This is a genomic window from Cyclobacterium jeungdonense (genome assembly GCF_010994275.1).
Classification (GTDB): domain Bacteria; phylum Bacteroidota; class Bacteroidia; order Cytophagales; family Cyclobacteriaceae; genus Cyclobacterium; species Cyclobacterium jeungdonense.
Genome location: NZ_WMCD01000011.1, coordinates 1 through 26,355, shown reverse-complemented (window position 1 = coordinate 26,355; position 26,355 = coordinate 1). Strand labels below are relative to the sequence as shown.

At 45.1% G+C, this 26,355-nt stretch carries 16 protein-coding genes; 9 read left to right on the top strand and 7 right to left on the bottom strand.

Going from position 1 to position 26,355, the window contains the following annotated elements:
* Positions 1–94: 94 nt before the first annotated feature.
* Positions 95–2,317 carry a sodium-translocating pyrophosphatase gene (locus GKS34_RS19125; protein ID WP_163386594.1) on the bottom strand — a complete coding sequence of 741 codons (2,223 nt, stop codon included), beginning with the start codon at positions 2,315–2,317 and terminating at the stop codon, positions 95–97.
* 305 nt (positions 2,318–2,622) lie between these two features.
* Between GKS34_RS19125 and GKS34_RS19120 the strand changes: the two genes are divergently transcribed.
* The 6 genes from GKS34_RS19120 to GKS34_RS19095 all read left to right on the top strand — a co-directional run bounded on the left by GKS34_RS19120 (position 2,623) and on the right by GKS34_RS19095 (position 11,209).
* On the top strand, positions 2,623–4,992 hold the full coding sequence (locus tag GKS34_RS19120; RefSeq protein ID WP_163386593.1) for a glucuronyl esterase domain-containing protein: 2,370 nt from the start codon (positions 2,623–2,625) through the stop codon (positions 4,990–4,992).
* Position 4,993: 1 nt separating this feature from the next.
* Positions 4,994–7,417: an alpha/beta hydrolase family protein gene (locus GKS34_RS19115; protein WP_163386592.1), complete on the top strand. Its 2,424-nt coding sequence runs from the start codon at positions 4,994–4,996 to the stop codon at positions 7,415–7,417.
* 125 nt (positions 7,418–7,542) lie between these two features.
* The gene (locus GKS34_RS19110) at positions 7,543–9,657 is read left to right on the top strand and encodes a PVC-type heme-binding CxxCH protein (RefSeq protein WP_163386591.1); all 2,115 of its coding nucleotides are present in this window, start codon (positions 7,543–7,545) and stop codon (positions 9,655–9,657) included.
* A gap of 13 nt (positions 9,658–9,670) precedes the next feature.
* The gene (locus GKS34_RS19105; protein WP_163386590.1) at positions 9,671–10,000 is read left to right on the top strand and encodes a high-potential iron-sulfur protein; all 330 of its coding nucleotides are present in this window, start codon (positions 9,671–9,673) and stop codon (positions 9,998–10,000) included.
* An 83-nt stretch (positions 10,001–10,083) separates the two neighbouring features.
* Entirely contained in the window at positions 10,084–10,290 is a 207-nt protein-coding gene (locus GKS34_RS19100; RefSeq protein ID WP_163386589.1) for a hypothetical protein, read from the top strand.
* A gap of 97 nt (positions 10,291–10,387) precedes the next feature.
* Complete coding sequence (locus tag GKS34_RS19095) at positions 10,388–11,209, top strand: universal stress protein (protein WP_163386588.1); 822 nt, start codon at positions 10,388–10,390, stop codon at positions 11,207–11,209.
* A gap of 67 nt (positions 11,210–11,276) precedes the next feature.
* Here the strand turns inward: GKS34_RS19095 and araA are convergent, their stop codons facing one another.
* A complete protein-coding gene (gene araA / locus GKS34_RS19090) occupies positions 11,277–12,758 on the bottom strand; it encodes an L-arabinose isomerase (protein WP_163386587.1) in 1,482 nt (493 codons plus the stop codon).
* A 239-nt stretch (positions 12,759–12,997) separates the two neighbouring features.
* On the opposite strand from araA, the gene GKS34_RS19085 reads away from it, so the two are divergent.
* Complete coding sequence (locus GKS34_RS19085) at positions 12,998–13,579, top strand: peptidylprolyl isomerase (RefSeq protein WP_163386586.1); 582 nt, start codon at positions 12,998–13,000, stop codon at positions 13,577–13,579.
* A 4-nt stretch (positions 13,580–13,583) separates the two neighbouring features.
* Positions 13,584–14,294: an L-ribulose-5-phosphate 4-epimerase gene (locus tag GKS34_RS19080; RefSeq protein WP_163386585.1), complete on the top strand. Its 711-nt coding sequence runs from the start codon at positions 13,584–13,586 to the stop codon at positions 14,292–14,294.
* A gap of 80 nt (positions 14,295–14,374) precedes the next feature.
* Here the strand turns inward: GKS34_RS19080 and GKS34_RS19075 are convergent, their stop codons facing one another.
* Genes GKS34_RS19075 through GKS34_RS19060 form a run of 4 tightly spaced genes read right to left on the bottom strand, consistent with a single transcriptional unit; the run spans position 14,375 to position 20,897 of the window.
* Positions 14,375–17,782, bottom strand: coding sequence for an efflux RND transporter permease subunit (locus GKS34_RS19075; protein ID WP_163386584.1), 3,408 nt, complete (start codon positions 17,780–17,782; stop codon positions 14,375–14,377).
* Positions 17,783–17,789: 7 nt separating this feature from the next.
* Positions 17,790–18,920: an efflux RND transporter periplasmic adaptor subunit gene (locus tag GKS34_RS19070; RefSeq protein ID WP_163386583.1), complete on the bottom strand. Its 1,131-nt coding sequence runs from the start codon at positions 18,918–18,920 to the stop codon at positions 17,790–17,792.
* Positions 18,921–18,940: 20 nt separating this feature from the next.
* The gene (locus GKS34_RS19065; RefSeq protein ID WP_163386582.1) at positions 18,941–20,284 is read right to left on the bottom strand and encodes a TolC family protein; all 1,344 of its coding nucleotides are present in this window, start codon (positions 20,282–20,284) and stop codon (positions 18,941–18,943) included.
* A 4-nt stretch (positions 20,285–20,288) separates the two neighbouring features.
* Positions 20,289–20,897: a TetR/AcrR family transcriptional regulator gene (locus GKS34_RS19060; protein WP_163386581.1), complete on the bottom strand. Its 609-nt coding sequence runs from the start codon at positions 20,895–20,897 to the stop codon at positions 20,289–20,291.
* 365 nt (positions 20,898–21,262) lie between these two features.
* On the opposite strand from GKS34_RS19060, the gene purL reads away from it, so the two are divergent.
* Positions 21,263–24,955, top strand: a complete 3,693-nt coding sequence (purL, locus tag GKS34_RS19055) for a phosphoribosylformylglycinamidine synthase (RefSeq protein WP_163386580.1) — start codon at positions 21,263–21,265, stop codon at positions 24,953–24,955.
* A gap of 34 nt (positions 24,956–24,989) precedes the next feature.
* On the opposite strand, the gene GKS34_RS19050 is transcribed toward purL, so the two are convergent.
* Complete coding sequence (locus GKS34_RS19050) at positions 24,990–26,120, bottom strand: DUF5005 domain-containing protein (RefSeq protein ID WP_240459370.1); 1,131 nt, start codon at positions 26,118–26,120, stop codon at positions 24,990–24,992.
* Between the last annotated feature and the right edge of the window lie 235 nt (positions 26,121–26,355).

The following is a 26,355-nucleotide window of genomic DNA, read 5'->3' as shown; positions in this document are numbered from 1 at the left end:
TAGGGCCCGAAGTAGGAAACTCCTTCCCTAACAAATGAAAACCGCCCCGGAATTCGAGGCGGTTTTAAAATGCTTGTATAAAATGCGTAAGGAATTAATTCACCTCCAAAATTTCAACAGATGCCGGCGGTTCTTGCTGCACCTGCACCACCTTAGGCAGGGCTTCCACACCCGCATTATCTGAAATACCCAAGGGACTGTCCAGCGGGATATAAGGGGCAATAACGATGGAAACGATTGAAGTAAGTTTTATCAGAATGTTCATAGAAGGTCCGGAGGTATCTTTAAAAGGATCACCTACCGTATCCCCGGTAACGGAGGCCTTGTGTGGTTCAGAACCCTTGTAATACATCTCACCATTGATTTCCACGCCTTTTTCAAAAGACTTTTTGGCATTATCCCAGGCCCCACCGGCATTGTTCTGGAAAATCCCCATCAGCACCCCTGAAACGGTTACACCAGCCAGCATACCCCCCAAAACTTCATGTCCAAAAAGGAAGCCCACGATTATCGGAGAAACCAAAGCAATGGCTCCAGGAGCCACCATTTCCCGAATGGATGCTTTGGTGGAGATTTCCACGCATTTCTCGTAATCCGGTTTGGTTTTGAACTCCATGATTCCGGGCATTTCCTTGAACTGCCTCCTCACCTCATTAACCATGTCCATGGCTGCTCTTCCTACCGCCGCTATCGCCAGGGAGGAAAAGATAAAGGGAATCATCGCCCCCACGAAAAGTCCGGACAATACGTCTGCTTTGTAAATATCAATAGTGGAAATACCTGAAATACCGACGTACGCAGCAAATAATGCCAATGCCGTTAGGGCCGCTGAGGCAATGGCGAAGCCCTTACCGGTGGCAGCTGTGGTATTTCCGACGGCATCCAAAATATCGGTTCTTTCTCTTACCTCTTTTGGTAATCCGGACATCTCGGCTATTCCTCCGGCATTGTCCGCAATAGGGCCAAATGCATCAATCGCCAATTGCATGGCCGTCGTGGCCATCATTCCGGCGGCAGCAATGGCCACTCCGTACAATCCGGCAGCCATATAAGAAGTAAAAATACCCCCGGCCAATACAAGAATTGGAAAAACGGTGGATTGCATTCCCACTGCCAGGCCGCCGATAATATTCGTAGCGTGACCGGTGGAAGATTGGCGGATAATGGAATTAACCGGGCCTTTGCCCATAGCCGTGTAATGTTCCGTGATGATACTCATCAGGGCGCCTACGATCAGTCCAATGAACACTGCTCCAAATACACCCATTTTGGTGAAGGAAACGGAATTAAGCCGGGACATTACCAGATCGCCTTCGGGCAACATGTATTGGATAACAAAATAGGAAGCCGCCACCGTAAGCAAAATGGAAATCCAGTTACCACGGTTCAATGCTGCCTGCACATTCCCTGTTTCTGACTTTATTTTTACAAAAAGGGTTCCCACGATAGAGAAAACCAATCCCAATCCGGCTATCACCAGAGGCAATAATATAGGTGCAATACCTCCAAAATTATCGTTACTGACAATTTCTCTTCCTAAAACCATGGAAGCAAGAATGGTGGCCACGTAAGATCCAAAAAGATCGGCCCCCATACCTGCTACATCGCCCACATTGTCTCCCACATTGTCTGCAATGGTAGCTGGATTTCTCACATCATCCTCCGGGATTCCGGCTTCTACCTTGCCTACCAAATCGGCACCTACATCAGCAGCTTTGGTGTAAATACCCCCGCCTACTCGGGCAAAAAGGGCTATTGATTCTGCTCCCAGTGAAAAACCTGCCAGAACCTCCAGCGCCGTCTCCATTTCATGGCCGTTTACACCACCCCCCGCAGAGAGTACAAACATATGGTAAAAAACAATAAACAAGCCTCCCATTCCCAAAACAGCCAATCCAGCCACTCCAAGTCCCATTACCGTACCTCCTGTAAAAGACACATTCAGCGCCTTGGCAAGGCTGGTTTTTGCCGCTTCCGTAGTCCTTACATTAGACTTGGTAGCAATCTTCATTCCCAGGTAGCCGGCAAATGCAGATAGCACAGCGCCGATAATAAACGATATGGCTATCACCGGGCTGGAATTTTCCAGTAAGGTTCCGGACCATCCCAAAATAATCGCAGCGATCACTACAAAATAGATCATTACCTTCCACTCAGCCCTCAGAAACGACATCGCCCCTTTGGCAATGTAACCAGCCAGTTCGACCATGTTCTTATCACCGGTAGGTTGCCTGGTCACCCAGGCAGATTTTATGGCCATCACCACTAGCCCAACAATACCCAAAAAAGGGACCAAATAGAGAAATAATTGTTCCATATCAGCAATTAAAGAAATATATGTATTTTAAATTTCGACAAAGATATTATTATTCCTATTCCTTTCAAGAAAGAAACGGTAAAAGATGGTTTTAACAGGATCAAACATGGCAAACATACCGGGAATCCAGCATTTTCTTTGATAATCAAGTTCACCTGGCCATTTTCCTTAAAATAAAGGCCGTACAAGGTGAAGATTTTTATGTTTTAGCGGATCAGGAAGTATTTTTACCGTTTAATGAATTAAGATTTGGTATTTTTCAAATTATAGTGACAAATTTGAAGGTATACCCCTATCTTATTGCCATGAAAAATTGCCAACTTTCCCTTTTATTCCCTCCGACCTTCCTGCTACTGCTAGCCTTTTCGTTGCTTAACCCGCATGCAGCCAAGACTCAATCGGAAGATAGCGTCTTAAGAAAGGCATACCTGGAAAACCTACAGCAACTAAACCGTCCGCATCCAGATCCAAGCGAAAGGGCACGAAATGTTTTTGCCTCCTTTGAGCGGCTCAGCTTCAAAGACAGTACCTGGGATGCCTGGCAAAAACGTACCGGTGAGCTTCCGCCCAACTTTGAGGCTTTGCCGGATATTCCTTTTCTTCCCGAACTATTGGTTACGAATGAAGGAAAGAACCCTACTCCCATCAAGACCCTATCTCAGTGGGAATCCAAAAAAAAAGTAATCAGCCAACATGTCAAACAGCTACTTTCGGGCACCTTTCCCGATCCGCCTGAAAACCTGAGTTGGGAGATCACAGAAGAACGAATGGAAGGCAAAATCAAAGTTCAAACGGTGGTCCTCAAATTTGGAGAACACCCCAAAGCCCGGCTGACGTTGGAAGTATTCCTTCCTCCCGGACCCGGGCCCCACCCGGTCTTTATGAGTCAATGGAACCACCGGGGTTGGGTTCAAATAGCTGTGAGAAGGGGTTATTTGGGAGTGATTTATGCTGGGGCAGATGTTTTCGATGAAACCATTCATTATCAGGAAGTATATCCCGAATTCGATTGGTCCGCCTTGATGACCCGGGCCTGGGGGGCACATCGGGCCGTGGATTACCTGTATTCCCTTCCCCAGGTAGATAAAGAAAAAATTGCGTTAACTGGTCATTCCCGAAACGCCAAATTATCTTTATTTGCGGCTGCTTTTGATCCCCGGATTACGGCTGTGATCAGTAGCAGTGGCGGAACAGGCGGGGAAATCCCCTACCGCTATACCGATGAAAGGCATGCTAACGAATCCATCGATTACCTCAATTCCATCCGGCCTCAGTGGTTTCATCCAAGATTGCGCTTTTACAACGGCAGGGAACATAAATTGCCCATTGATCAAAATTCCCTCATGGCGTTGATCGCCCCAAATGCCTTATTATTAAGTTCCTCCATTCGGGAAGCAGGAGGTGGCGACCCCTGGGCCATCGAGCAAAATTACCTGTCACTTAAAAAGGTGTATTCCTTTCTTGGCGTACCGGAAAAGGTAAGCCTGCGCTTCCGGGATGGCAAACATGCCCTTGCCGCACGAGATATTGAATCCTATGTGGATTGGCTGGATCTGCAATTTGGAAGGTCACAAGATACCTGGGAAAATAAGCGGTACTATGCCTATGATTTTGATACCTGGAAACAGGGCAAAAATCCATCAGATACCGACAAAAATGTGCCTTTGAGTCTGGCTGCATACCTAAATGCCATCAAAACCGGAGAGAGAACTGACGTTAATGACTGGCAGGAGAATATTCGAAAATGGACCCGTTGGACCCTTGGTGAGCAGCCTGAGGGAATTGCCGCTTCTCCCATAGTCAGTCTTAGTTCCAATACCGACTACATGGACCTACTACTTAATCGTCCAGCCGTTTCAAACGGCCGGAGGCAAAATATTGCTCCCTATAATGCGCTGGGGGATTACCAGCACGGAGCTTTATACCTCCCTTTGGATAAACCATTGACTAAAGAAAGTAAAATTCCGGTTGTCGTGTACCTGCACAAATACATTAATACCGGATTCGATGCCGAAATGAATCCCTTTATCCGGGAATGCCTGAATAAAGGGATGGCCGTATTCACCATGGACCTGCTGGGATATGGTAGCCGCATTGAGGAGGGGGCATCCTTTTATAAGAGGTATCCAAATTGGTCCAAAATGGGCAAAATGGTTAAAGACACCAGAGATGCCATTCGTGCACTGGGTCAGATCGAAGGGTTGGATTCCAACCGCATTTTTCTGGCAGGATATGCTCTTGGCGGGACTGTAGCATTATTTACCGCCGCCCTGGAGGACCAGGTGGCCGGACTGGCAATCGCGTCAGCATTTACGCCACTACGCAGCGCTGATGCATCCATGGAAGGAATCAAAGCCTATTCGCATCTGTATGGGTTGATTCCAAATTGGGGATTTTATTCCGAGCGTCCGTCGAATATACCGGTCGATTTTCCTGAAATACTGGCTTCCAGTCTTCCCAAGCCCTTACTGGTAATCAGCCCCGAACAGGATCGACACGCTGACTTGCAAGAGATCAGCAACAGCCTGGAAAGCCTGGAAAAAATTTCCGATCAAATGGGTGGCAAACACCTGCCTGATCAGTATATACCAAAAGGATTTAATCGGTTTGGGTTGGAATCCCAACAAGAAATGATTTCCTGGATTTATCAGCAAACCCAAATGACCAATGAATAAAATGAAGTTATCATTATCGCTTACTACTTCCAGTCTGGTCTTTGGCCTACTGATTATTCTTTTTTCCAGCCTTCCTGGAATGAGCCGGCAAATAGAAAATGGTGGGGATAGCGGCTTGTCCCTGGCCGTTTTTGATGTAGATGCTACGCCACCTGTTGGAAGCCTGCTTGCCTATGATCCCATGGAAAAAAAAGACGACCTGGGGCTTCGTGCCCGGGGAATCGTCATCATAGGTAGTGGGTTGCCCATCGTCCTTTGCGCAGTGGATTGGATTGGTATCGCCAATGAAAGCCAGGATGCCTTTAAATCCAGGCTGGCCAAAGCTGCCTCCACCCTCCCTTCACGTGTAGCAGTACATACGGTGCATCAGCACGATGCACCGATCAGCGATTGGGGTGCCGAGAAGCTTTTATTGGATGCCGGATTGGATCCAAAAGCCTTTGACAGCTCTTTTGACAGGGTCCTTCTGGATAGACTGGATAAAGCAATCCAAAAGACCATGCAGTCTCCCCAGCCCCTCACCCATATTGGTACAGGAAAAGCCACCGTAGAAAAAGTGGCTTCCAACCGGCGAATCAAAGGACCTGATGGGAAAATCCGCTATTCCCGGACTTCTTCTACCAAAGATCCAAAAATCAGGGACTACCCGGAGGGATTGATCGATCCAGAGGTTTCGCTGATCAGCTTTTGGAACGAAGAGGAGCCGCTGGCCGTGCTGAGCTATTATGCAGTGCATCCGCAAAGTTACTACCTTACCAAGATTGCCAACCCGGACTTTCCAGGTATAGCCCGCTATCTACGGCAACTTGCTGTACCAGAGGCTCTGCATGTACATTTTAATGGTGCCGGGGCAAATGTGACCGCTGGTAAGTACAACGACGGAGCAAAAATTAACCGAAAAATACTAGCCGAAAGATTGGCTGCGGGAATGGAGCAAGCCTGGCGAAATACCGTCAAATCGAAAATCAACCCTTCCGCTGTGTATTGGAATCAAGAATCGGTGCGGCTACCCGCCAATGAAAAAATTCCAGAAATTGGTCGCGAAATGCATCAGCAAAATGCCCGATGGCTCACCAATAACATGCAAAAACTGGCCTGGTACCAGCGAAAGCAGCAAGGTAAAAAGATAGCCATTAGCTGCCTTTCCATTGGAGATGCCCGAATCCTTCACCTTCCGGGCGAGCTTTTTGTAGAATACCAGTTGGCCGCCAAGGCAGAACGACCGGACCTTTTTGTGGCCATGGCTGCCTATGGAGATTACGGGCCCTTCTACATTGGCACTGCGGCTGCCTATGAAGAAGATGGCTACGAAATAAACGTCAGCCCGGTAACCTCAGAAGCCGAACCTATATTAATGAAAGCAATAAAGAATTTGCTTCACAATCCGGGACAAGTAAACGACCAAAAGAGTCCATATATACTCCAAAATGAAAAGAACGTCCCAATAAAAACACTGGCTGAATGGAAGGGGAAAAAGAGGACCTGGAAAAACAACATGGCAGCAATCATGGGCACTCTGCCGTCCCGTGAGAACCTTGCCGTGCCCTCCCTGACCTACCTGGATACTGTCAAAGAAAACGGGTTTAACCGGTATCGTATCCGTTTCGATTCTGATGATACCAACGAGGTCACCGCCTATTTGTACGTTCCAGAAAAAAGCTCCAGCCGGCCGGCGATGTTGGTTCTTCATAGTACTGGGGATTTAGGTAAAAAAATTGTGGATGGCCAAGGGCCCCTGGAAAATAGGGGAATTGCAAGGGAGCTGGCAGAGAGAGGTTATGTGGTCATTGCACCTGATTACCCAAGCTTTGGTGAGCAGATGGATCATGATTTTAGCAAGGATGGATTTCCCTCCGGCACGCTCCTTGGTGTCTGGAATCACATGCGTTGTGTGGATGTATTGAGTCAGATGAAGGAAGTGGACCCCGACCGAATTGGGGTGATCGGGCACTCGCTGGGCGGACACAATGCCCTTTTTACTGCTGTACATGACGAGCGCATCCAGGCAGTAGTTAGCAGTTGTGGTTGGACTCCCTTTGACTATTACGATATTGGGGAAGCTGGAACGGAACGATATGGTGGCCGGCTTGGTCCCTGGGCACAGGACAGATACATGCCTGCTATCAAAAAATTACTCCCCGATGCACAACTTCCGTTCGATTTTACGGATATCATCGCTTCCATTGCTCCGAGGCCCGTTTTTACCAATGCGCCCGTTCAGGATAGTAATTTCGCTGTAGAGGGCGTAAAAGCTGCAATAGCGGAAATTCATCCGGTATATTCCTGGCTAGGGTTTCCAGCGCATTTGATTGTGCGGTATCCGGATACGGGACATGACTTCCCTCCTGCTATCCGAAAAGAGGCGTATGCATTTTTGGATGAATTCTTCGGGTTTGAACCGGAAAATCGGAATTTATTTGAGTAGCCGATCCTGTCTATATTCCGTTTGCGTAAAAACTTATACTATCGTCTCATTCCATCTTAAAATAATTTTATTTTTTCGATTAATGTAGGATATTGGCTTACTGTATGAATATATCAACAAAATAAATGATACGAACAACCACCTCCCTTTTGGTGACCACGCTCTTCGGTTTGGGCCTGAGTTCATGCCAGGAAAAAAAATATGCGGACGCGCTAAGCCCTGAAGCATCCATGGCCACCTTTGCTATACACGAAGATTTTGAAGTTCAATTATTTGCTGCAGAGCCACATATCAAGGACCCGGTAGATCTGGTATTTGATGAAACCGGAGCGGCCTATGCCGTGGAAATGCCGGATTACCCTTACAAACCGGAGCAGGGAGAAGGTCGTGGAGTCATAAAAAAGCTTGTGGATACGGATGGGGATGGTACCATTGATTCCTCCATCGTATTTGCGGAAGGCATCGCAGATGCTACCAGTCTAATGCCCTGGAAAGGAGGACTTCTGGTAACGGCAGCTCCCTATATTTATTACATGAAAGACCTTGATGGAGATGGCAAGGCAGATAGCAAAGAACAACTTTTTTCAGGTTTTTTTGAAAACAACTCAGAGGCTCAGATTACAAATCTCCGCCTGGGTATAGATAATTGGATATATGCTGCCAATAACGGCCAACGAAGTGAAGTAACCTATAAAGAAAAACCCGGAGCAGGCTCGTTAAACCTCCAGGGTGCGGATTTTAGATTTCGTCTGGACAAGGGAAAATTTGAAAAAGAGAGTGGCACCGCTCAGTTTGGAATGACCTTCGACAACTGGGGCAATAAGTTTTTTACCCAAAACACCCTCCATATCCAGCAGGCGGTTATCCCCAGAAGGTATCTGGAGCGACATGGTCATTTATCAAGCATGTCCGTTAACCATAATATTTCCGACCATGATTTTGAAATGTTCCAAATGACGCCGCCTCCCTATTGGAGAGCAGAAAGAACCAGGCGGCGCAATAAGCAATACCAGGAGCAGGAATTGGACCGGGTAGAACATGCGGAAGACTATTTCACGGGTGCCTCCGGGGGAATCGTTTATAATGGAGGAGCTTTTCCGGAAGGATTCAGTGGTAACGTATTTACCGGCGATGTGGCCGGGAACCTGGTTCACCGGGATCTGCTGATCCCGGATAGCCAAGGTCCCACCCAAATTGCCCGTAGGCCTCCCGAGGAAAGGGACCGTGAATTTCTCGCCGCTACCGACCCCTGGTTCCGGCCGGTAGGTTTTACCGTTGGCCCGGATGGTTACCTTTACCTGGTTGATTTCTACCGGCAACATATTGAGACTCCCGTTTCCATTCCGGATGATCTAAAAGAAGAGATGGATTTTATGAACGGTGAGGACAAAGGAAGAATTTACCGCATTCTCCCCGAGGGCAAAACGTCCCAATTGAACTCCCTTCCTGATTTTTCATCCATGGATGCCGCTACATTAGTTGGTCAATTAGAAAACGAAAATGGATGGTGGAGAACAACCGCTCAACGCCTGATATTAGAAAATTCAAAGCAAGAATATGTTCCCTTTCTAAAGAGTCTGGCGGAAGAGGCGGCAGCCGAGTCCAGGGTATTGGCTTTATATTTATTGCAATCCATGGACGCGCTTACGGCAGATCTGGTTTCCAAAGCTTTGCAAAGCGAGCATGCTGGAGTACGTAAAAATGCGCTGGTATTGGCAGAATCCTTTCCAGAAATGGAAGAAGCAATAGCCGCCAAAACCAGCGATCCGTCCAGCATGGTTTCCTTGCAGGCCATTTTGAGCCTGGGCAATTTCGAGAGCTCCTTTGCCAGAGAAAAAATGGCAGCATCTCTGATTGAGAAAGGCAAAAACAAATGGTTTCGAACGGCAATCCTTAGTTCAAACCCGGGATCCGCTCCTGAAACCCTGGAAATTTTGGATAAAGAGTATGCTTTTTTTGACAATCCCGAAAGTTGGAAACTGGATTACATCAAGGAAGTCTCCCATATACAGGGCGCAAAAGGAAATGAAAAATCCATCCAATCCTTCGTGGAATTGCTTTCAACGCTTCCGAACGAAACCGTTGAAAATTGGAAGGCAATTGCCCTGGAAGGGTTAAAGGCCGGGCTGAAAAAATCCTCCGATCGACATACCGAAAGCTTATCATCCCTGCTTTCCCAGCTGGAATCCAAAGAAAATCAATCCGAAACTCAACTGAAGGACCTGGCCGTTCTTTTCTAAAATTGCTTCCTGCATGACGCGTAGAAATCTCGTAAAGTATTTATTCGGATCGACCGGACTTGTGTATTTATTGTCCCGATGCGCTCCCCCAAAAAAAGAATACAACCTGGAAGGCATAACCGACTGTGCCGACCTCACTGGGCTTAGTGAAGAAGAATTGGAAAAACGGAAAAGTTTGGGCTATGAAGCGAATACTCCCGTTCCCGAAAACCGTTGTGACAATTGCCAGCTTTACCTTCCCCCGACAGCCGAAAGAAAATGCGGGGGCTGCCAGTTGTTCAAAGGGCCGGTGCAGGCCGATGCTTATTGCACTTATTGGGCACCAAGAATTGAAAAAGTTTGACCATTCCTTTCCTTTTTCAGAAAGTAACGTATTGGTAAACAAATCTTTCCGTTCTTGTGTTTTAGGAGTAAAAGGAAGAAACCATGGACAATTCCCTAACCCCCGTAGCGATAGTAACCGGATTTTTGCTGGTTTACGTAGTCGCGATTGCAGTAAATATAAATACAGCCATTATCCTGATGATGTTTTCCCTGTCACCAATATTAATGATCTGGATGGTCATCAAAGTGTTGAAGGCAGCATTTGAATCCACGCATACCTTTGAGGAAAAATGGTACGAAGATCAATAATTGGAAGAAGGTCAGGTTTAATGAGCGGTGATGGAAAATTGTCGGATAATCGCTAACTTTAGTTTTCTTAATCTAACACGGATTATTTCAGCTGACCATGAAGAAATTAATCGTACTTATTGATTTTTCGCCCTATACGCAAACCATTTTAAAACTGGCATTTGAATGGCAAAAATCGTACGATATTTCACTGAAGTTCATTTATAAAATCCCTGGTTTAGCTCCCACCCTTGCCAATTCCTCCAGTAAAGACCAAATAATTGAATTCGAGAAAAAAGAAGCCGGGAAAGCCTTTACTGACGCAATAAATAAGTTAGGTGTATCCCATGGGGATGTTGATTTTCTGGCTATCGACAAGCAGCTAACTCATTTTTTATCTGAAGAGACAAGCCAGGATGACATTCTATTACTGGGATTGAAAGGTACTGGCTTCCTTAAAAAGCTATTAATAGGCAGTACTGCAACCGATATCATCAACCATCTAAACCGGCTGATTATTGCATTACCCAAGTCTATTGAGCATGCCATTCCAACCAAGCTGGCATTAGCTTGTCACGTAAAATACCCATTAAATGAGCAGGCCCTTTCTTTTCTACTGAATACGCTTGGCAGCTCTGTTGTGGAAATTGAACTCCTAACCATTCTGACGGATAAAGAAGAAAGAGGCGAAAGTGAAGCGTACCTAAATAAACTAAAAGATAAATTATCTATCCAATACAGGTGCACCGTCAAATTATATGAAGGTGCGGATGCATTTGAAATTATTAAAACCAGGTACCGAAATTTTCCGGATAATTACCTGGTTTTGCAAAAAGGATCCCGGACCCTAAACGATCAACTTTTCAGAAAATTCTTCATCAATGATTTGGTACATGATGGCCAAACCCCCTTGATGGTGCTTCCATGTGAGGAGGAATAATGAGGACAGATTTGTTTAGCTGATTACGGAATTCAACGATTAAAAACTGGCCCGTGAAGGTTTTTTTTCATCCATTAATCTGGTTAAGCATTAGCTTGAAACTTCTCAAGTTGGTTTCCTCATCAATTAGCAGCCATTCCAACCCCGCCATTTCGGCAAAATCTTCAAGAATTGCTACGGGCAGGTTTTGGCTAAAACAGGTATGATGTGCACCTCCTGCTAAAATCCATGCTGCGCAGGCGGTTTTAAAATCCGGCAACGGACGCCACATGGTTCTGGCCACTGGTAGGTTTGGTAAGTCTCTTGGAGGCTTGATGGCTTGTACTTCATTTATCACCAATCTGAATTTATCTCCCATAGCTACCAGTGATGCATTTATAGCCCTGCCTTCCCCCGCTGTAAACACCAACCTGACAGGATCTGCTTTTCCCCCAATCCCCAGCGGATGGACTTCACATCGGATATCTCCTTCTGCCAGACTTTCGTCTACTTCCAGCATGTGTGCTCCTAAGACCAGTCCTCCCTGTTCCTGAAAATCGTAGGTATAATCTTCCATAAAGGCATTCCCTCCAGGCAAGCCCGTTCCCATGACCTTCATTGCACGTACAAGAGCCATGGTTTTCCAGTCTCCTTCACCGGCATATCCGTAGCCCTGACGGGTTAATCGTTGAACCGCTATGCCGGGAAGCTGGTGCATGCCGTAAAGATCTTCAAAGGTGTTGGTAAATCCTTTAAAGCCACCTTCTTCAAGAAATTGCCTCAAGCCTAATTCTATCCGTGCGGCTTCCTTCAAAAAATTCCGATGGCTGCCACTCACTTTCAATTTCTCGTCGAGGATATAGCTTGATTCGTACTGCTTGTTTAATTGTTCGACTGCATCCGGGGAAATCCGGTTAATTTGTTCGACGAGGTCTCCGACGGCATGGGTATTAACCGAAAATCCGAATTGCATCTCGGCTCCCACTTTATCTCCCTCAGTTACTGCCACCTGACGCATATTATCCCCAAAACGGACAAATTTCGCTCCCTGCCAATCATTCCATCCGGCAGCTGCACGACTCCAATTATCAATTTCCTTATGAACCAAAGCTTCTTTCCAATGGCCTACCACTACTTTTCTTCGAACTTTCATCCGGGCACATATATACCCAAACTCCCTATCTCCATGAGCACTTTGATTTAAATTCATGTAGTCCATGTTTATGGTTTCCCAGGGAATGCTACGCTCAAATTGGGTATGCAGGTGAAGCAGGGGCTTGTTCAAAATTTTTAAGCCATTAATCCACATTTTAGCTGGAGAAAAGGTGTGCATCCAGGTGATGAGCCCTATGCACCTTTTTTGTACATTGGCATGGGTAATAACTTCATAAATCTCAGCTGCAGTGGTGACTATGGGCTTGAAAACAATAGGAACCGCTATTTTTTCTGATGCGTCCAAAGCTGCAGCTATTTCTCGGGCGTGCAAGGTTACCGCAGACAAGGTGGCTTCGCCATACAGGTGCTGGCTGCCTGTGATAAACCATACTTCATATTGGGGAAAACTTTTCATAGAACCTGTTTGTGTTTTAAATGTCATATTTACACCTTATTTTTGGAAATTAAAATAATCAGAAAAGAAATTTCCAGGATCGGTGAAATGGGGGGGGGTATGCGAATTAAAATGTCTTTTTGAAATGAAATTATTTTAAATGCCATCAGTCTGCTCCAAAATTAATTGCCGAAGCAATCGTTTTTTTGGATATTAAGAAAATAATAAGTAGCTATTGAAATGATCGTTCCAGAAACCCAATGAATAAGTTAACTTGCTTTATCTTTTTGTTCTATTTCAGCTATTTCCATGGCACTTCCCAATCGGATTTAACTTGCAGGATATCAACGGATAAAGGCCCCATCATCATAGAACTTTATCCGGATAAAGCTCCAGAAACGGTGGCCAATTTTCTCCAATACGTAGCAAACGATGCCTATGATGGCTCAACATTCTTTAGGGTTTGTACGCCCGGGAATGAGTCCGACAGGACGATACAGATACAGGTGATACAAGGTGGAAACGTTTCTGAGGAACAACTATTGCCCCCCATACCCATAGAAACCACCCGGTCTACCGGAATTCTGCATAAAAATGGTGTCCTTTCCATGGCAAGACTTGATCCCAACTCAGCACAAAGCAGCTTTTTTATTTGCATCGGTGATCAGCCGGAACTGGACTACGGCGGAAAGCGCCATCCGGATGGACAAGGGTTTGCAGCTTTTGGAAAGGTACTGGACGGCATGGATGTCGTAAGGCAAATACAGGGAAGGGAAAACAAGGACCAATACCTTCTGGAGCCTGTACTTATCCAGCACATCACACGACTGAAAAACTCATAAACATATGAAGAGTGAATATTTAGAATTGAAAAGGGCCTGCTATGAGGCCAATATGGAACTGCCAAATCTAGGTTTGGTGGTCTACACTTTTGGTAATGTAAGTGCCGTGAATAGGGAAAAAGCTGTTTTTGCTATCAAACCCAGTGGATTACCCTATAAGGACCTCAAACCGGAAGATATCGTAATTGTAGATTATGATAACCAGGTGGTAGAGGGTAAAATGAGGCCTTCCTCGGATACCAAAACCCATGCTTTTTTATATAAGCACTGGCAAAAGATCGGGGGCATTTGCCACACCCATTCCACCTATGCCGTATCCTGGGCGCAGTCCCAAATGGACATTCCGATTTTTGGTACTACCCATGCCGATCACAATACCAAAGACATTCCCTGTGCCCCGCCTATGTCCGATGAGTTGATCGCCGGGGATTACGAACACATGACCGGGCAACAAATATTGGATTGTTTTTCCGAGAAAAACCTGTCTTATGAAGAGGTGGAAATGATATTGATTGGCAATCATGGCCCCTTCACATGGGGGAAAAATGCGCAAAAGGCGGTGTATAACAGTCGGGTATTGGAGGAAATCGCTCGGATGGCTTACCTTACCCTGCAAATAAACCCCAATGCAGCCAGGTTAAAGGAGGCTTTGATCCAGAAACATTACGAAAGAAAACACGGTGAGGGTGCCTACTATGGGCAAGAAGGTTGCTAAAACCCCATGAAAAAACCTCCGGAGCAATGCCCCGGAGGTTTGAACACTTAAAAAAACCACCAACCTTTAATTAAATTTTATCAATTGCTCTTGCGAGCGACTGAATTTAATTTATCTGCCAATAAATACATGACAGGTACTATTACTAACGTTAAAAAGGTTGCAAAGGTTAGGCCAAATATTACTGTCCACGCCATGGGTCCCCAAAAATCTGCGTTATCCCCGCCGATATAGAATTTCGGATCAAAAGAGGATAGTAATCCATAGAAGTCAATATTCATCCCCAACGCTAGAGGAATCAATCCCAGCACGGTAGTGATGGCCGTTAACAATACAGGTCGTAACCTAATCTTCCCTCCCTGAATAATGCTGTCTAATAAATCTTCTTTGCTTAAAAACTCACCTTCGGGAATATTTAGTTCCTCCCTTCGTCTGGCTCTCACGAGATTTGTATAATCTATCAAAACGATGGCGTTATTAACCACGACACCCGCCAGTGAAATAATGCCAATACCGGTCATGATGATCACAAAATTCATATTGAACGTTACCAATCCCAGAAAAACGCCTATGGTACTGAAAATCACAGAAGCCATGATGATAAACGGGGTAGTCACGGAATTGAACTGAGCAACGATAATCAGGAATATCAGGGATATGGAAATGAGTAAGGCTCTAGTGAGGAATTCTGCAGATTTGGCCTGCTCCTCCTGCTCGCCGGTAAAGCTCACATCGATACCTTCCGGAACTTCAAAATCCTGCACCAATCGTTTGATCTCGTTGTTGATTTCAGTGGCATTATATCCATCATTGACATTCGAAAACAAGGTAATCACCCTTTCCAGGTCTTTTCTCTTTACCGAACCATAAGTAGAACTGTATTCCAGACTGGCAACGGAGGATATGGGTATTTCTTTTAGATTGCCAAATTTATCCCTGAAACTGATCTTTTTGTTTAAAAGTGCCCCTATATCGTATCGGTACTCTTTAGCCAAACGTAATTGGATGGGATAGTCATCCTCTCCTTCTTTAAATTTAGATACTTCCAATCCGAATAAAGCCGTTCTCAATTCATTGGCGATCGTAGAGGTGGACAATCCAAACCTTCTTGCTTTTTCACGATCAATATCAATTATAAGTTCCGGATTGCCGAGTTCCAAATCGGTCTTCAATTCTTCGATTCCCTGGATTCCGGATTCATTGATATGCTCCCGAAATCGATTTACAAACGTGATAAGTTGATCAAAATTCTCACCGCTTACTTCAATATTGATTGGTTTACCCACAGGAGGACCGTTACGCTGTTTGTCTACGGTTACCAACACCCCGGGATATCCCTCGGCGAGATTACGGATTTTTTCCATGACCTCATTGGTATTCACCCCTTCCCGAAACTGGTATTCCTCAAATCCGATAGTAATTTTTGCCTTATGGGGGGTAGTAGCCTGACTTGGACCTTCCAATGGGTCCCCCGTTCCTTCACCTATTTGGGTGATGACGGACTCTATGATACTTTCATAGGGCTCGAGGAGCTCAAAAAGGTCGTCCTCTAACTGATGGACGAAATCATTCGTAGCTTCAATATCTGTGCCGATGGGTTTTTCCATATAAATACTTACCAGGGCAGGCTGATTGTCCGGAAAAAAGAGAATTTGAGGTGCCCTGATTCCCAGTAGTACCAGAGACACTACTAGCAATAGTATCGTCCCTCCAAAAAACAGATAAGGTTTAAATCCTCTTAAAGCAAAAAGAAGCGTATTTTCGTACAGGTTCTCCAGCTTTACCAGAAAGACATTTTGAAACCAGCGAATGGCTTTGCGAAGAGCAAAAACATTGAAAATAGTCAATAGCGCTGCCAAAAATAATAAATTACCTAATGCTATCCAGGCTATAAAGTAACACACGATGGCGAGGAATGTGAGTACTGTTGCTACGATCATTGGTTTTTTGACCGGCTTCTTTTCGTCTACATCCTGAATCTTCATAAACAACGCCGTAAGTACCGGGTTAATGACCAGTGCCACAAAAAGTGAAGACGACAACACGATAATAAGCGTGATGGGAAGGTACTTCATGAACTCCCCTATAATATCGTCCCAAAACGCCAATGGAAGAAACGCTGCCAGGGTAGTAGCAGTAGAAGTGATGATTGGCCAGGCCACTTCACCAACGCCCTCTTTAGCAGCCCTCACGGGCGACTTTCCTTCCTGCATCAACCGATAGATGTTTTCTACTACCACAATGCCATTATCCACCAACATTCCCAATGCCAGGATCAATGAAAACAGCACCATCAGATTCAGTGTCACTCCCAGCGAATTGAGCACCAAAAAGGAAATAAACATGGATAGCGGAATGGCGATTCCCACGAAAAGAGCATTTCGAAACCCCAGAAAAAACATCAAAACCAAAACCACGAGAATAACACCGGAAATGATGCTGTTTTCCAAATTGTCTACCTGAGACCGGGTAGCTTTTGACTGATCATTCGTGATGGTTACCTCCAAATCCTCGGGAAAACGGTTGATTTTTACTTCCTCTATCAGCTCTTTTATTTTATCCGAGGCATCCAGCAAATTTTCTCCACTCCTTTTGACTACGTTGATGGTGACAACCGGGAGCTTATTGCTTCTGGCATAACTTTCCCTCTCCTTATAGGTGTCGCTGACAGAAGCCACATCCCGGAGGTAAACGATATTATTGTTTTCGGTCTTTACAATTACGTTTTCCAGTTGCATCGGATCCGTGAACTCCCCTGCAATACGCAAGGTCCTGCGGTAATCACCAGACAGAATATTGCCTCCGGAAATCGTTACATTTTCGTCTGCTACTGCACTGGAAATATCGGAAAAAGTAACGCCATTGGATTCCATTTTGTACAAATCAGCATTGATCTGAATCTCCCGCTCGATCGTCCCGCTCAAATCTGCACTGGAAATTTCAGAGAGTTTTTCGATTTCATCTTCCAGGTATTCGCCGTATTTTTTTAATTCCTGTTCGGTGTAGTTTCCGGAGATATTGACATTCATAATCGGAAATTCCGACGTATTGATTTCCAACACGTCTGGATCCCGATCCAAATCCGATGGCAATTCACTTTTGGACTTATCTACCGCATCCTTCACGTCTTGAAGCGCCTTGGATATATCCACATTGGGATTAAATTCTACCACAATGGAAGAAAAATCCTGAATGGAGGTAGAACTCACATCTTTGAGATTGTTGATCGATTTAAGTTCCTTTTCTATCGGTCTGGTGATCAGATTCTCCATATCCACCGGCGAATTGCCCGGATAAGCGGTGCCAACGTAGACCGTAGGAATAACGATTTCAGGGAAGCTTTCCTTAGGCATGGTGCGGTATGCAAACATGCCTAAAAATGTGATAATTAAAGTTAGAATCACGACGCTGGTCCGGTTGTCAACCGAAAGCGAAGAAATACCAAACTCTCTGATCACGCCTTTTTTTGATGTATCTTCTGTAGCCATAAATGCGTTACGATGCGATATTTACATTAAAATTATCTCCGACTTCCCGAAAACCTTTATCTACCAGGGTTTCAGATCCGTCCAGGCCTTCCAGAATTTCTGTTTTGCCTTCATAGGTCATCCCTCTCTCCACATACCTTTTTCGGGCCAAGCCTTCTTCCACCACAAACATATAACTCCCCTGATTATCCTGTAAAATCAAATAAGTAGGCACGATCACCGCCTCGGAATTTTCGTAGTCCTGTATATTCAATACCGAAAGCATGTTAGGCTTAACAAGATCCATCTTAGGTAAAAACACCTCTACTTTGAAAGTTCGATTGTCCGGATTGATGACACTTCCAATTGCGGTCACCTTGGTTTTCAGCGATCTATCGATTGAGGGAAAACGGATATCTACCGAGTCTCCCTGCTGTAAAATGCCTATATACCGTTCGGAAATATCCCCCTCGATAAACAGGTCATCTTCTCCAATCATATTTACAATTGGAGTACCGGGTTGAACCAACTCTCCGACTCGGACCAGCATTTCCTCTACTGTCCCATCAAATGGAGCTCTGACGGTACTTTTGTCCTCTTGCAATTGCAGTGAAGCCAGGTTTTTTTCCAGGGTTTCCATCCGGTTTTTCGCCTCTAAATATTGGATTTCAGTTCCTATTTGCTGATTCCAAAGCCGTTCTTGCTTTTCGAAAATCGTTTTGGCTAAATCCAATTGGGTTTGGATTTCATCCAGACTTCTCTGTACAGATTCAGAATCTATGGTGGCAATTACCTGCCCTTTTCTGACGGCCATTCCCTCCCGGGTGACGATTTCCTCTATCCTACCGGAAAGTTCTGCGCTGATATTTACGTTCTTTTTGGAAAGGACCGATCCGGTAACTTCCACGTAATGCTCAAAATCACCTTGCTCCGGCTGGATCGTGGTGATAAGGATAGATTTACGCTGGTTTTTCCGGAACTCTGGATCCAATCGGGCGATTTCATCCTCCAATTCCTGGATAGAAACTTTTAATGCTGCAGCTTCTGATTTATAGGACTGCAACTGGTCTTTTTTATCGGCTAGCTCGTCTTTTGGTGCTGAGCAGGAAACTACCCCAATCAGTAGGGCAAGGCTTAAAAACTTGATGGTATGTTTCATAAATTTGTGGTATCCTTTTTTTATTTTAAAATTCCCAATGCTTTTTCTAAATCAACTTTTGCGATAAAGGCATCATACAAGGCTGAGAAATAATTGGTTTCAGCCTCTTTAAGGGCAGAATCTGCCTCTACTACTTCAAGGTTGGAACCAACTCCCTCCTGATATTTAATTTTGGCCATATCAAATACCTCGAGCGCCAAATCCCTGTTTTCCCTTTGCACTTCCAGTGCTTTTAGGCTATTAATCAGGTTTTGACGAGATTGAAATTTTTCTAATGCAATGTTTTGAAGTACCGACTCCTTCTGCACTTCAAGTTGCCTGAGTTGTACCCTATTCTGCTGGATTTTATACCTTTTTGTAAATCCGTCAAAAATGGGAATTTGTAGGGTAACGCCCACAACCGACCCAGTAAACCATTTTCCAGACCACAGGTTTGAAAAATTGTTTCCAAAGGCATTTCGCTGAAAGGTATAATTTGCATCCAGACGTGGCATGTATTGAATCTGATTGTTTTTTAGATCCAGGGTAGCTAGATCATAATTGGTATTGATCTGATCAATTTCTACTCTCGGCTGGCCATCCTCCATCAACAACCTGTCGGCGTCCAAAAGAGACTCCAGGCCTGTAATCGAATCCACAAGGATAATATCCTGATCCTGGGGCATCCCCATTTGGAATTTCAACAGCCGCAGACTTACTAGCGTCGCTGTTTTCGCCTTATCTAATTCAGTCAGGATGTTGTTGTGCTGAACCTGAATCCGACTAACATCGATTTTTTCTGCAAAACCCTCTTCATACAGAATTTTTGTTTCTTTTAGGAGAGTGTCAATTCGGCTCAAATTAGCTCTCACTAGTTCCTCTCTTTCCTCGCTGACTAAAACCGAGTAATAGGCTTTTTTTACATTTTCAATTACCTCGAGTTCGGTAAACTTGCGATCCACTTCGGCTAATTGACGATAGGTTTTGGCTGCCTTTAATCCAATAAAATAAGAACCGTTGAAAATCATTTGGGAAACGGTCGCTGACAATCCGGCTGTAAACTCCGGAGAGAATTGAACGCCAATAAACTCACCTTCCTCCGCCTCCGGATCAAATATCACAGCCGGAAAAGGAGAAATGGGGACAACCAGATTATTATTGGCACTGAGATTGGCATTAATTTGGGGGAGGCCCTCAGCGGTTCGCTCCCCTACCAAACCCCGTGCTGCTTCTATTTCAAGCCTGGCATTCCTGGCCTCCGCATTATTTTCCAGGGCATAAGAGACACTTTCTTCCAAAGTCAGCGGTACACGTTGGGCGTTGGCCACCATTTGGTACCCAAACAGCCAAGCAAAAACGATTATAATTACCTGTTTACTCTTCATAAAATTAAGATTGCTGTGTTTGTAATTTTTTGTAATAGGTATTTCTCCCCTGATCGGTTAGTATTCCGTGAATAAAATGATCCAATGCCTGTAAATGAAAATCCAATAAACTGTATTTTTTCAAAATTACATTGCCCGCCATAAGACTGGTAATCTGCTCCAATCGCATGTATGCCAAAATCTCAGAATTAATTTCCTTCCTAAAATCCCCTGATTGCTTTCCCTGATCCAAAACCTGAACGATCCCTTTCCAGGCATGCTCTCGTTTAAAATCTTCCAATTTTTTCCAACATTTAGGATAAAACCGCTGAATGTCCTGCAATAGCAAGGGATTCATTCTGGAAAACCGTTCTCGCAAATAACGGGTCATGTGCAATAAATGATCAATCACTCCATCTTCCCCTTCCATCAATTCGTGAAAGGCACATTCGTCTTCTTTCAAAGCCACATCAAAGGATGCGTTAACCAGTGCTTCCTTACTTGAAAATTCTTCGTAAATCGTCTTTTTAGACATACCCGCTTGTTTCGCGATTTCATCCATTGTAACAGCCCTGACTCCATAAACCAGAAATTGTTCCAAGGCTACCTCAATTATTTTTTCTCTCGTTTCCAAATATTATTTCATAAACTTCCTGCCAAAAAACTCAGGAAACTTTCAAAAGGTTCAGAGTTTCCGCAAATTTAAAGTATTTTTTTTCAAAAGAGGAAGGAAACCAGCTCTATTGCTGCGGTATTATCCCTGAGGCTCCAAAATTTCTAGGATAGGCACCGTGAAAAACCTCTCATTAAAACCGAATATTATTCCGAAATCAGTTAATTATTTACACCTACTGTACGTTATCGAACAATTAAATCAGCAAAGTATTCGCTTTCGTACAGGTAAAACCGAAATAGGAGGTCCTTTGCAAGGCGAATGGTCGCTAAATTATTAAAGCAATTTTGTACCTTTGCTGCTTCAATTTACCTATCGATCCGTTTATGACGATTATCTTTTTTCAAACCTCTGAAAAAACAGTATATGCCCTGGAGTGCAGCCAGGCATTAGATGTAACAACCCTGGAAAAATTAACCTGGCTCTTTGGTGGTGCAAATTACCTGGACCAGGACAAGATTTCCGAGCAATTTTTAGGTCCCAGAAAGGAAATGATCACTCCTTGGTCCACTAATGCCATGGAAATTTGCCAAAACATGGGCATTTCTGCCATTAAAAGAATGGAAGCCTTTTATCCTTATAAAGAAGGTGATTTCATCGATCCCATGTTACAAAGTCTCTATTCCCAACTGGACCAAGAGGTATTTGCCATAGACAAGCAGCCCGACCCCATTTTGTTAATTGAAGATATCGGAGGCTATAACGAAAAAGAGGGGCTGGCACTAAATCCGGAAGAAATCACCTACCTGGAAGGGGTAAGTAAATCATTGGGAAGACCCCTGACCGATAGCGAGGTATTTGGATTTAGCCAAGTCAATTCAGAGCATTGCCGTCACAAAATTTTTAATGGAACCTTTGTGATTGACGGGAAAGAAAAGCCCCTTTCTTTATTCCAGTTGATTAAGAAAACGGCTGCAGCCAACCCAAATGGGATCGTCTCCGCCTATAAGGACAACGTGGCCTTTGTAAAAGGCCCGAAAGCAGTTCAATTTGCCCCCCTAAGCCATGATAAATCAGATTTTTTCGCTATTAAGGAAATAGATACCGTTCTTTCTTTAAAAGCCGAAACCCATAATTTCCCCACCACGGTCGAGCCCTTCAACGGTGCAGCCACCGGTTCGGGAGGTGAAATAAGAGACAGGATGGCGGGCGGTACTGCTTCCATTCCGTTGGCCGGCACGGCGGTATACATGACTTCCTATCCCCGAACCGCTAAGGACCGTTTCTGGGAAATGGACCTGAAAGAAAAAAAATGGCTGTACCAAACCCCAATGGATATTCTTATTAAAGCATCCAACGGCGCCAGCGATTTTGGAAATAAATTTGGACAGCCACTTATCTGTGGCAGCCTCATGACTTTCGAGCACGAGGAGCAGGGCAGAAAATGGGGCTATGATAAAGTCATCATGTTGGCCGGTGGAGTAGGATTCACAAGGGCCCCTTATAGCCTGAAGCAAAAACCTGGTACAGGTAACAGCATTGTATTGATGGGAGGAGATAATTACCGGATCGGAATGGGGGGAAGTGCCGTATCCTCCGTCAACACGGGAGTTCTCACGAATTCCCTGGAGCTAAATGCCGTACAAAGATCCAACCCGGAAATGCAAAAAAGGGTGGCCAATGTGATCCGGGCTATGGCTGAAAGCGATGACAATCCCATCATCTCCATCCATGATCATGGTGCCGGCGGACACCTCAACTGCCTTTCGGAGTTGGTAGAGGACACCGGAGGAACCATACAGATGGAAAAACTTCCCATTGGAGACCCCACCCTTTCTGCCAAAGAAATCATAGGCAACGAGTCCCAGGAAAGAATGGGACTGGTGCTGGAAAAGTCCAGGTTGGAGACTATCAAAAAAATAGCAGCAAGAGAGCGCGCTCCTTTTTATGAAATCGGAGAAACCACCGGCGATTTTCATTTTCGGTTTGAAAATAGCCAAACCGGTGAGAAACCCATCGACTGGAGCCTGCAGCACATGTTTGGGTCTTCTCCAAAAACAGTGCTGGAAGACCAGCACTCCATCCAATCCTATACCGAACCGGAATACACAGAAAACCAGATCAGTGAGTACCTGAATCAGGTATTACAATTGGAAGCAGTCGCTTCTAAAGACTGGCTTACCAATAAAGTGGACCGGTCTGTTACCGGACGTGTTGCAAAGCAACAAACCATAGGGGCCATTCAACTGCCCTTAAATAATGTGGCAGTGATGGCCATGGATTACAGCGGAAAGAAGGGAATAGCCACTTCTATCGGCCATGCTCCCATAGCTGCCTTGGCCAGTCCTGAAAAGGGATCCCGGCTGGCCATTGCAGAGGCACTGACTAATTTGATATGGGCTCCTTTAACAGAAGGAATGAAGGGGGTATCCCTCAGTGCCAACTGGATGTGGCCCGCTAAAAATCAGGGCGAAAATGACCGGCTTTACCGGGCAGTGGAAGCAACCAGCCATTTTGCCATCGCACTGGGCATCAATATCCCGACGGGCAAGGATTCCCTTTCCATGACACAAAACTATCCCGACGGGCAAAAAGTGCTGGCGCCGGGCACGGTTATTATTTCTACCGTGGGTGAATGCGACGACATAAACCGCATCGTATCTCCCGCACTTAAGGAAATTCCCGATTCCACCCTACTCTACATCGACCTATCTAATGACGAGGCAAAATTAGGCGGCAGCTCGTTTGCGCAAATGCTCAATAAGGTTGGTAGCCAAGTGCCGGACATTATGGATACAGGTTATTTTTTAACCGCATTTGCCGCTGTTCAGCAATTAATCAGACAAGGCAATGTTATGGCCGGTCACGATATTTCTTCGGGAGGAATCATTACCACCTTGCTGGAAATGTGTTTTCCCAATGAAGGTTCCGGTTTGCAAATTCATTTGGAAAACCTGATCGAAAAGGATGCCGTCAAAGCCCTGTTTTCGGAAAATCCGGGATTGGTCATTCAGGTTCAGAATCCTGAAGAAGTATCCGACTATTTAAAAGAAGAAGGAATCGCTAGCGTAACCGTCGCTACGGTTAAGACCGATAGAAAAATCACTATCAAATCCCTTGACTTGAGCTGGGAAATGCCTGAACTCCGGGATACCTGGTACCGATCTTCCTATTTGTTGGACCGGCAGCAATCGGGCTTAGTATTGGCGAAAGAACGATTCGAAAACTATACGAAGCAACCCCTACGGTACCAATTCCCAGAAGGCTGGAAAGGCGGCTACCATGCCTTGGGCCTGAATCCGGAACGAAAAAATGCTAGCGGGGTCCGGGCAGCCATCATTCGGGAAAAAGGAGTCAATGGTGACCGGGAAATGGCTTATGCGTTGTGGTTAGCAGGATTTGATGTGAAAGATGTCCACATGACCGACCTCATTTCCGGAAGAGAAACCCTGGAAGATGTAAATATGATTGTTTTTGTAGGAGGATTTTCCAATTCGGATGTGTTGGGTTCTGCCAAAGGCTGGGCTGGTGCTTTTCTTTACAATGAAACGGCGAAAAAAGCGCTTGATCGGTTTTATGCAAGGAAAGACACCCTGAGTCTGGGCGTTTGCAATGGTTGTCAGTTGATGATCGAACTGGGACTGGTGAATCCCGAACATGCGCAGAAAACCAAGATGCTGCACAACGACAGCCATAAATTTGAATCCGCTTTTGTCAACGTGACCATTCCCGAAAACAACTCCATCATGCTTCAATCCCTTTCAGGATTGCGACTTGGCGTTTGGGTGGCACATGGGGAAGGCAAGTTTCAGCTGCCGATGGATAAAAAGGATTACCATACTTGTATGACCTACTCCTACACATCCTATCCTGGAAATCCTAATGGTTCAGACCATGCGGTGGCAGGATTGTCCTCCGTTGATGGCAGGCATTTGGCCATCATGCCACATATCGAGCGCTCCTTAGCACCCTGGAACTGGCCCCATATCACCGATGAAATGGCCAAACAAGAGGTTACTCCTTGGATTCAGGCATTTATTGATGCCAGGCACTGGGTGGAAGCCACTAAGAGCGAATAAAACAAAAACCTATCGGGAGGGATACAACACCCTATCAATCCCCTATTTTCAATCGGATAAACCTGGGTCTATAAAAGTTTGGTGAGATTTCGACATCTGCAAAAAAATCGAACGAATTAATATTATAACTTATTAGCAATTCCCCTGGCATAGACAGACTGGGATGTGCTTTCGCGTTGTAACTGATTAGGTGTTTACCCTTGCTTAGGTCAGCCGAGGCATCCCAAATCGTGATTATGGGGCCAAAAGGCCCTTCCGGAAATTGGGATAAACGTAGTCCTACGGTGGAGGCGATGCCGTCTGTCTGGAAAACCATGGCGTACCTCCCGTCTTCCAGGGAAGTTACGCTCAACTCATTGGAAGCTCTTTCTGCAATGGATGCCGCCTGCTTCATTTCACTTTGCCAGCTAGTCCCATCCCAAAACTTCCAAAGATCAAATTTTTCGATGTCCTTGGGCTTTACTCTCGCTACCATCACCTCTTTTTTTATTCCCTTTACGCCATAAATGTATACATACCCATCGGGTCTCAATGCTCCGGCATCCTTTGTGTTTACCAAAATGCCCGCTCCAAAGGAACCTGTACTTTCCGGTTTTCCATCCATGTAAAAAGGGGTGTCTATTTGGCGCTGATCTTCAAACGGAGGTTTACTCCCGGAGGGAAGGACAATCAACGTATTTCCAACCTCCTTAAAATTAAAGGCATCTGCTCCGGTGGTTGTAATTCGGTAACCAAACAAGTAAATATCGTTGTTCCGAGCCTGATTTACAAAACCGTCTCCTAACCAGAAATATTCACCTGGTTTAGAATTTGGGGTATTGGGTATAAAAAGAGACAGCGGTGCATTTTGCTCATCCAGGGCCCAATGGAAAGAAATGTTGGATGCTATCGGTTCTGCCCCGTGCATCCACGCAACTGAATTATTGATCATCACAAAGGGACTGTCCAGCTTTCCGTCAGTTATTTCTCCAATCAGACTGTCGCTAAAAAGGACCAATGTTTTTCCTGAGGTGTCGGCAACAGCCGATTCCAGACCATCTAAAGGTATCGTAAATATCCCATCTCCACCAAACCAACCGGATGTTCTTTTAAAAAGATTTGTCCAATTAGCTGCTTCCTTGACAGTAAACTGTAGTTCGGTTATAGAGGTATTTGTCGGAATCAATCCTTTCTCATGTTTAGCTGAACATGAAATAAAAACTGCCCAAATCAATATAATTAATAGTGCTTTCAAGTCCGATATTCTATTTGTTAAGCTCCCCATCTCGGCTTTTTGATTCATTTTAGCTGTCGCTGCTTTTCCCCTAGTTCATCACAATTTCATCGACCATAAGCCATGCTTTGCTTCCTGCGGCTCCGTGCCAGGAGGGCAGTCGATCCACGGGTTTGGCCAGTAGCTT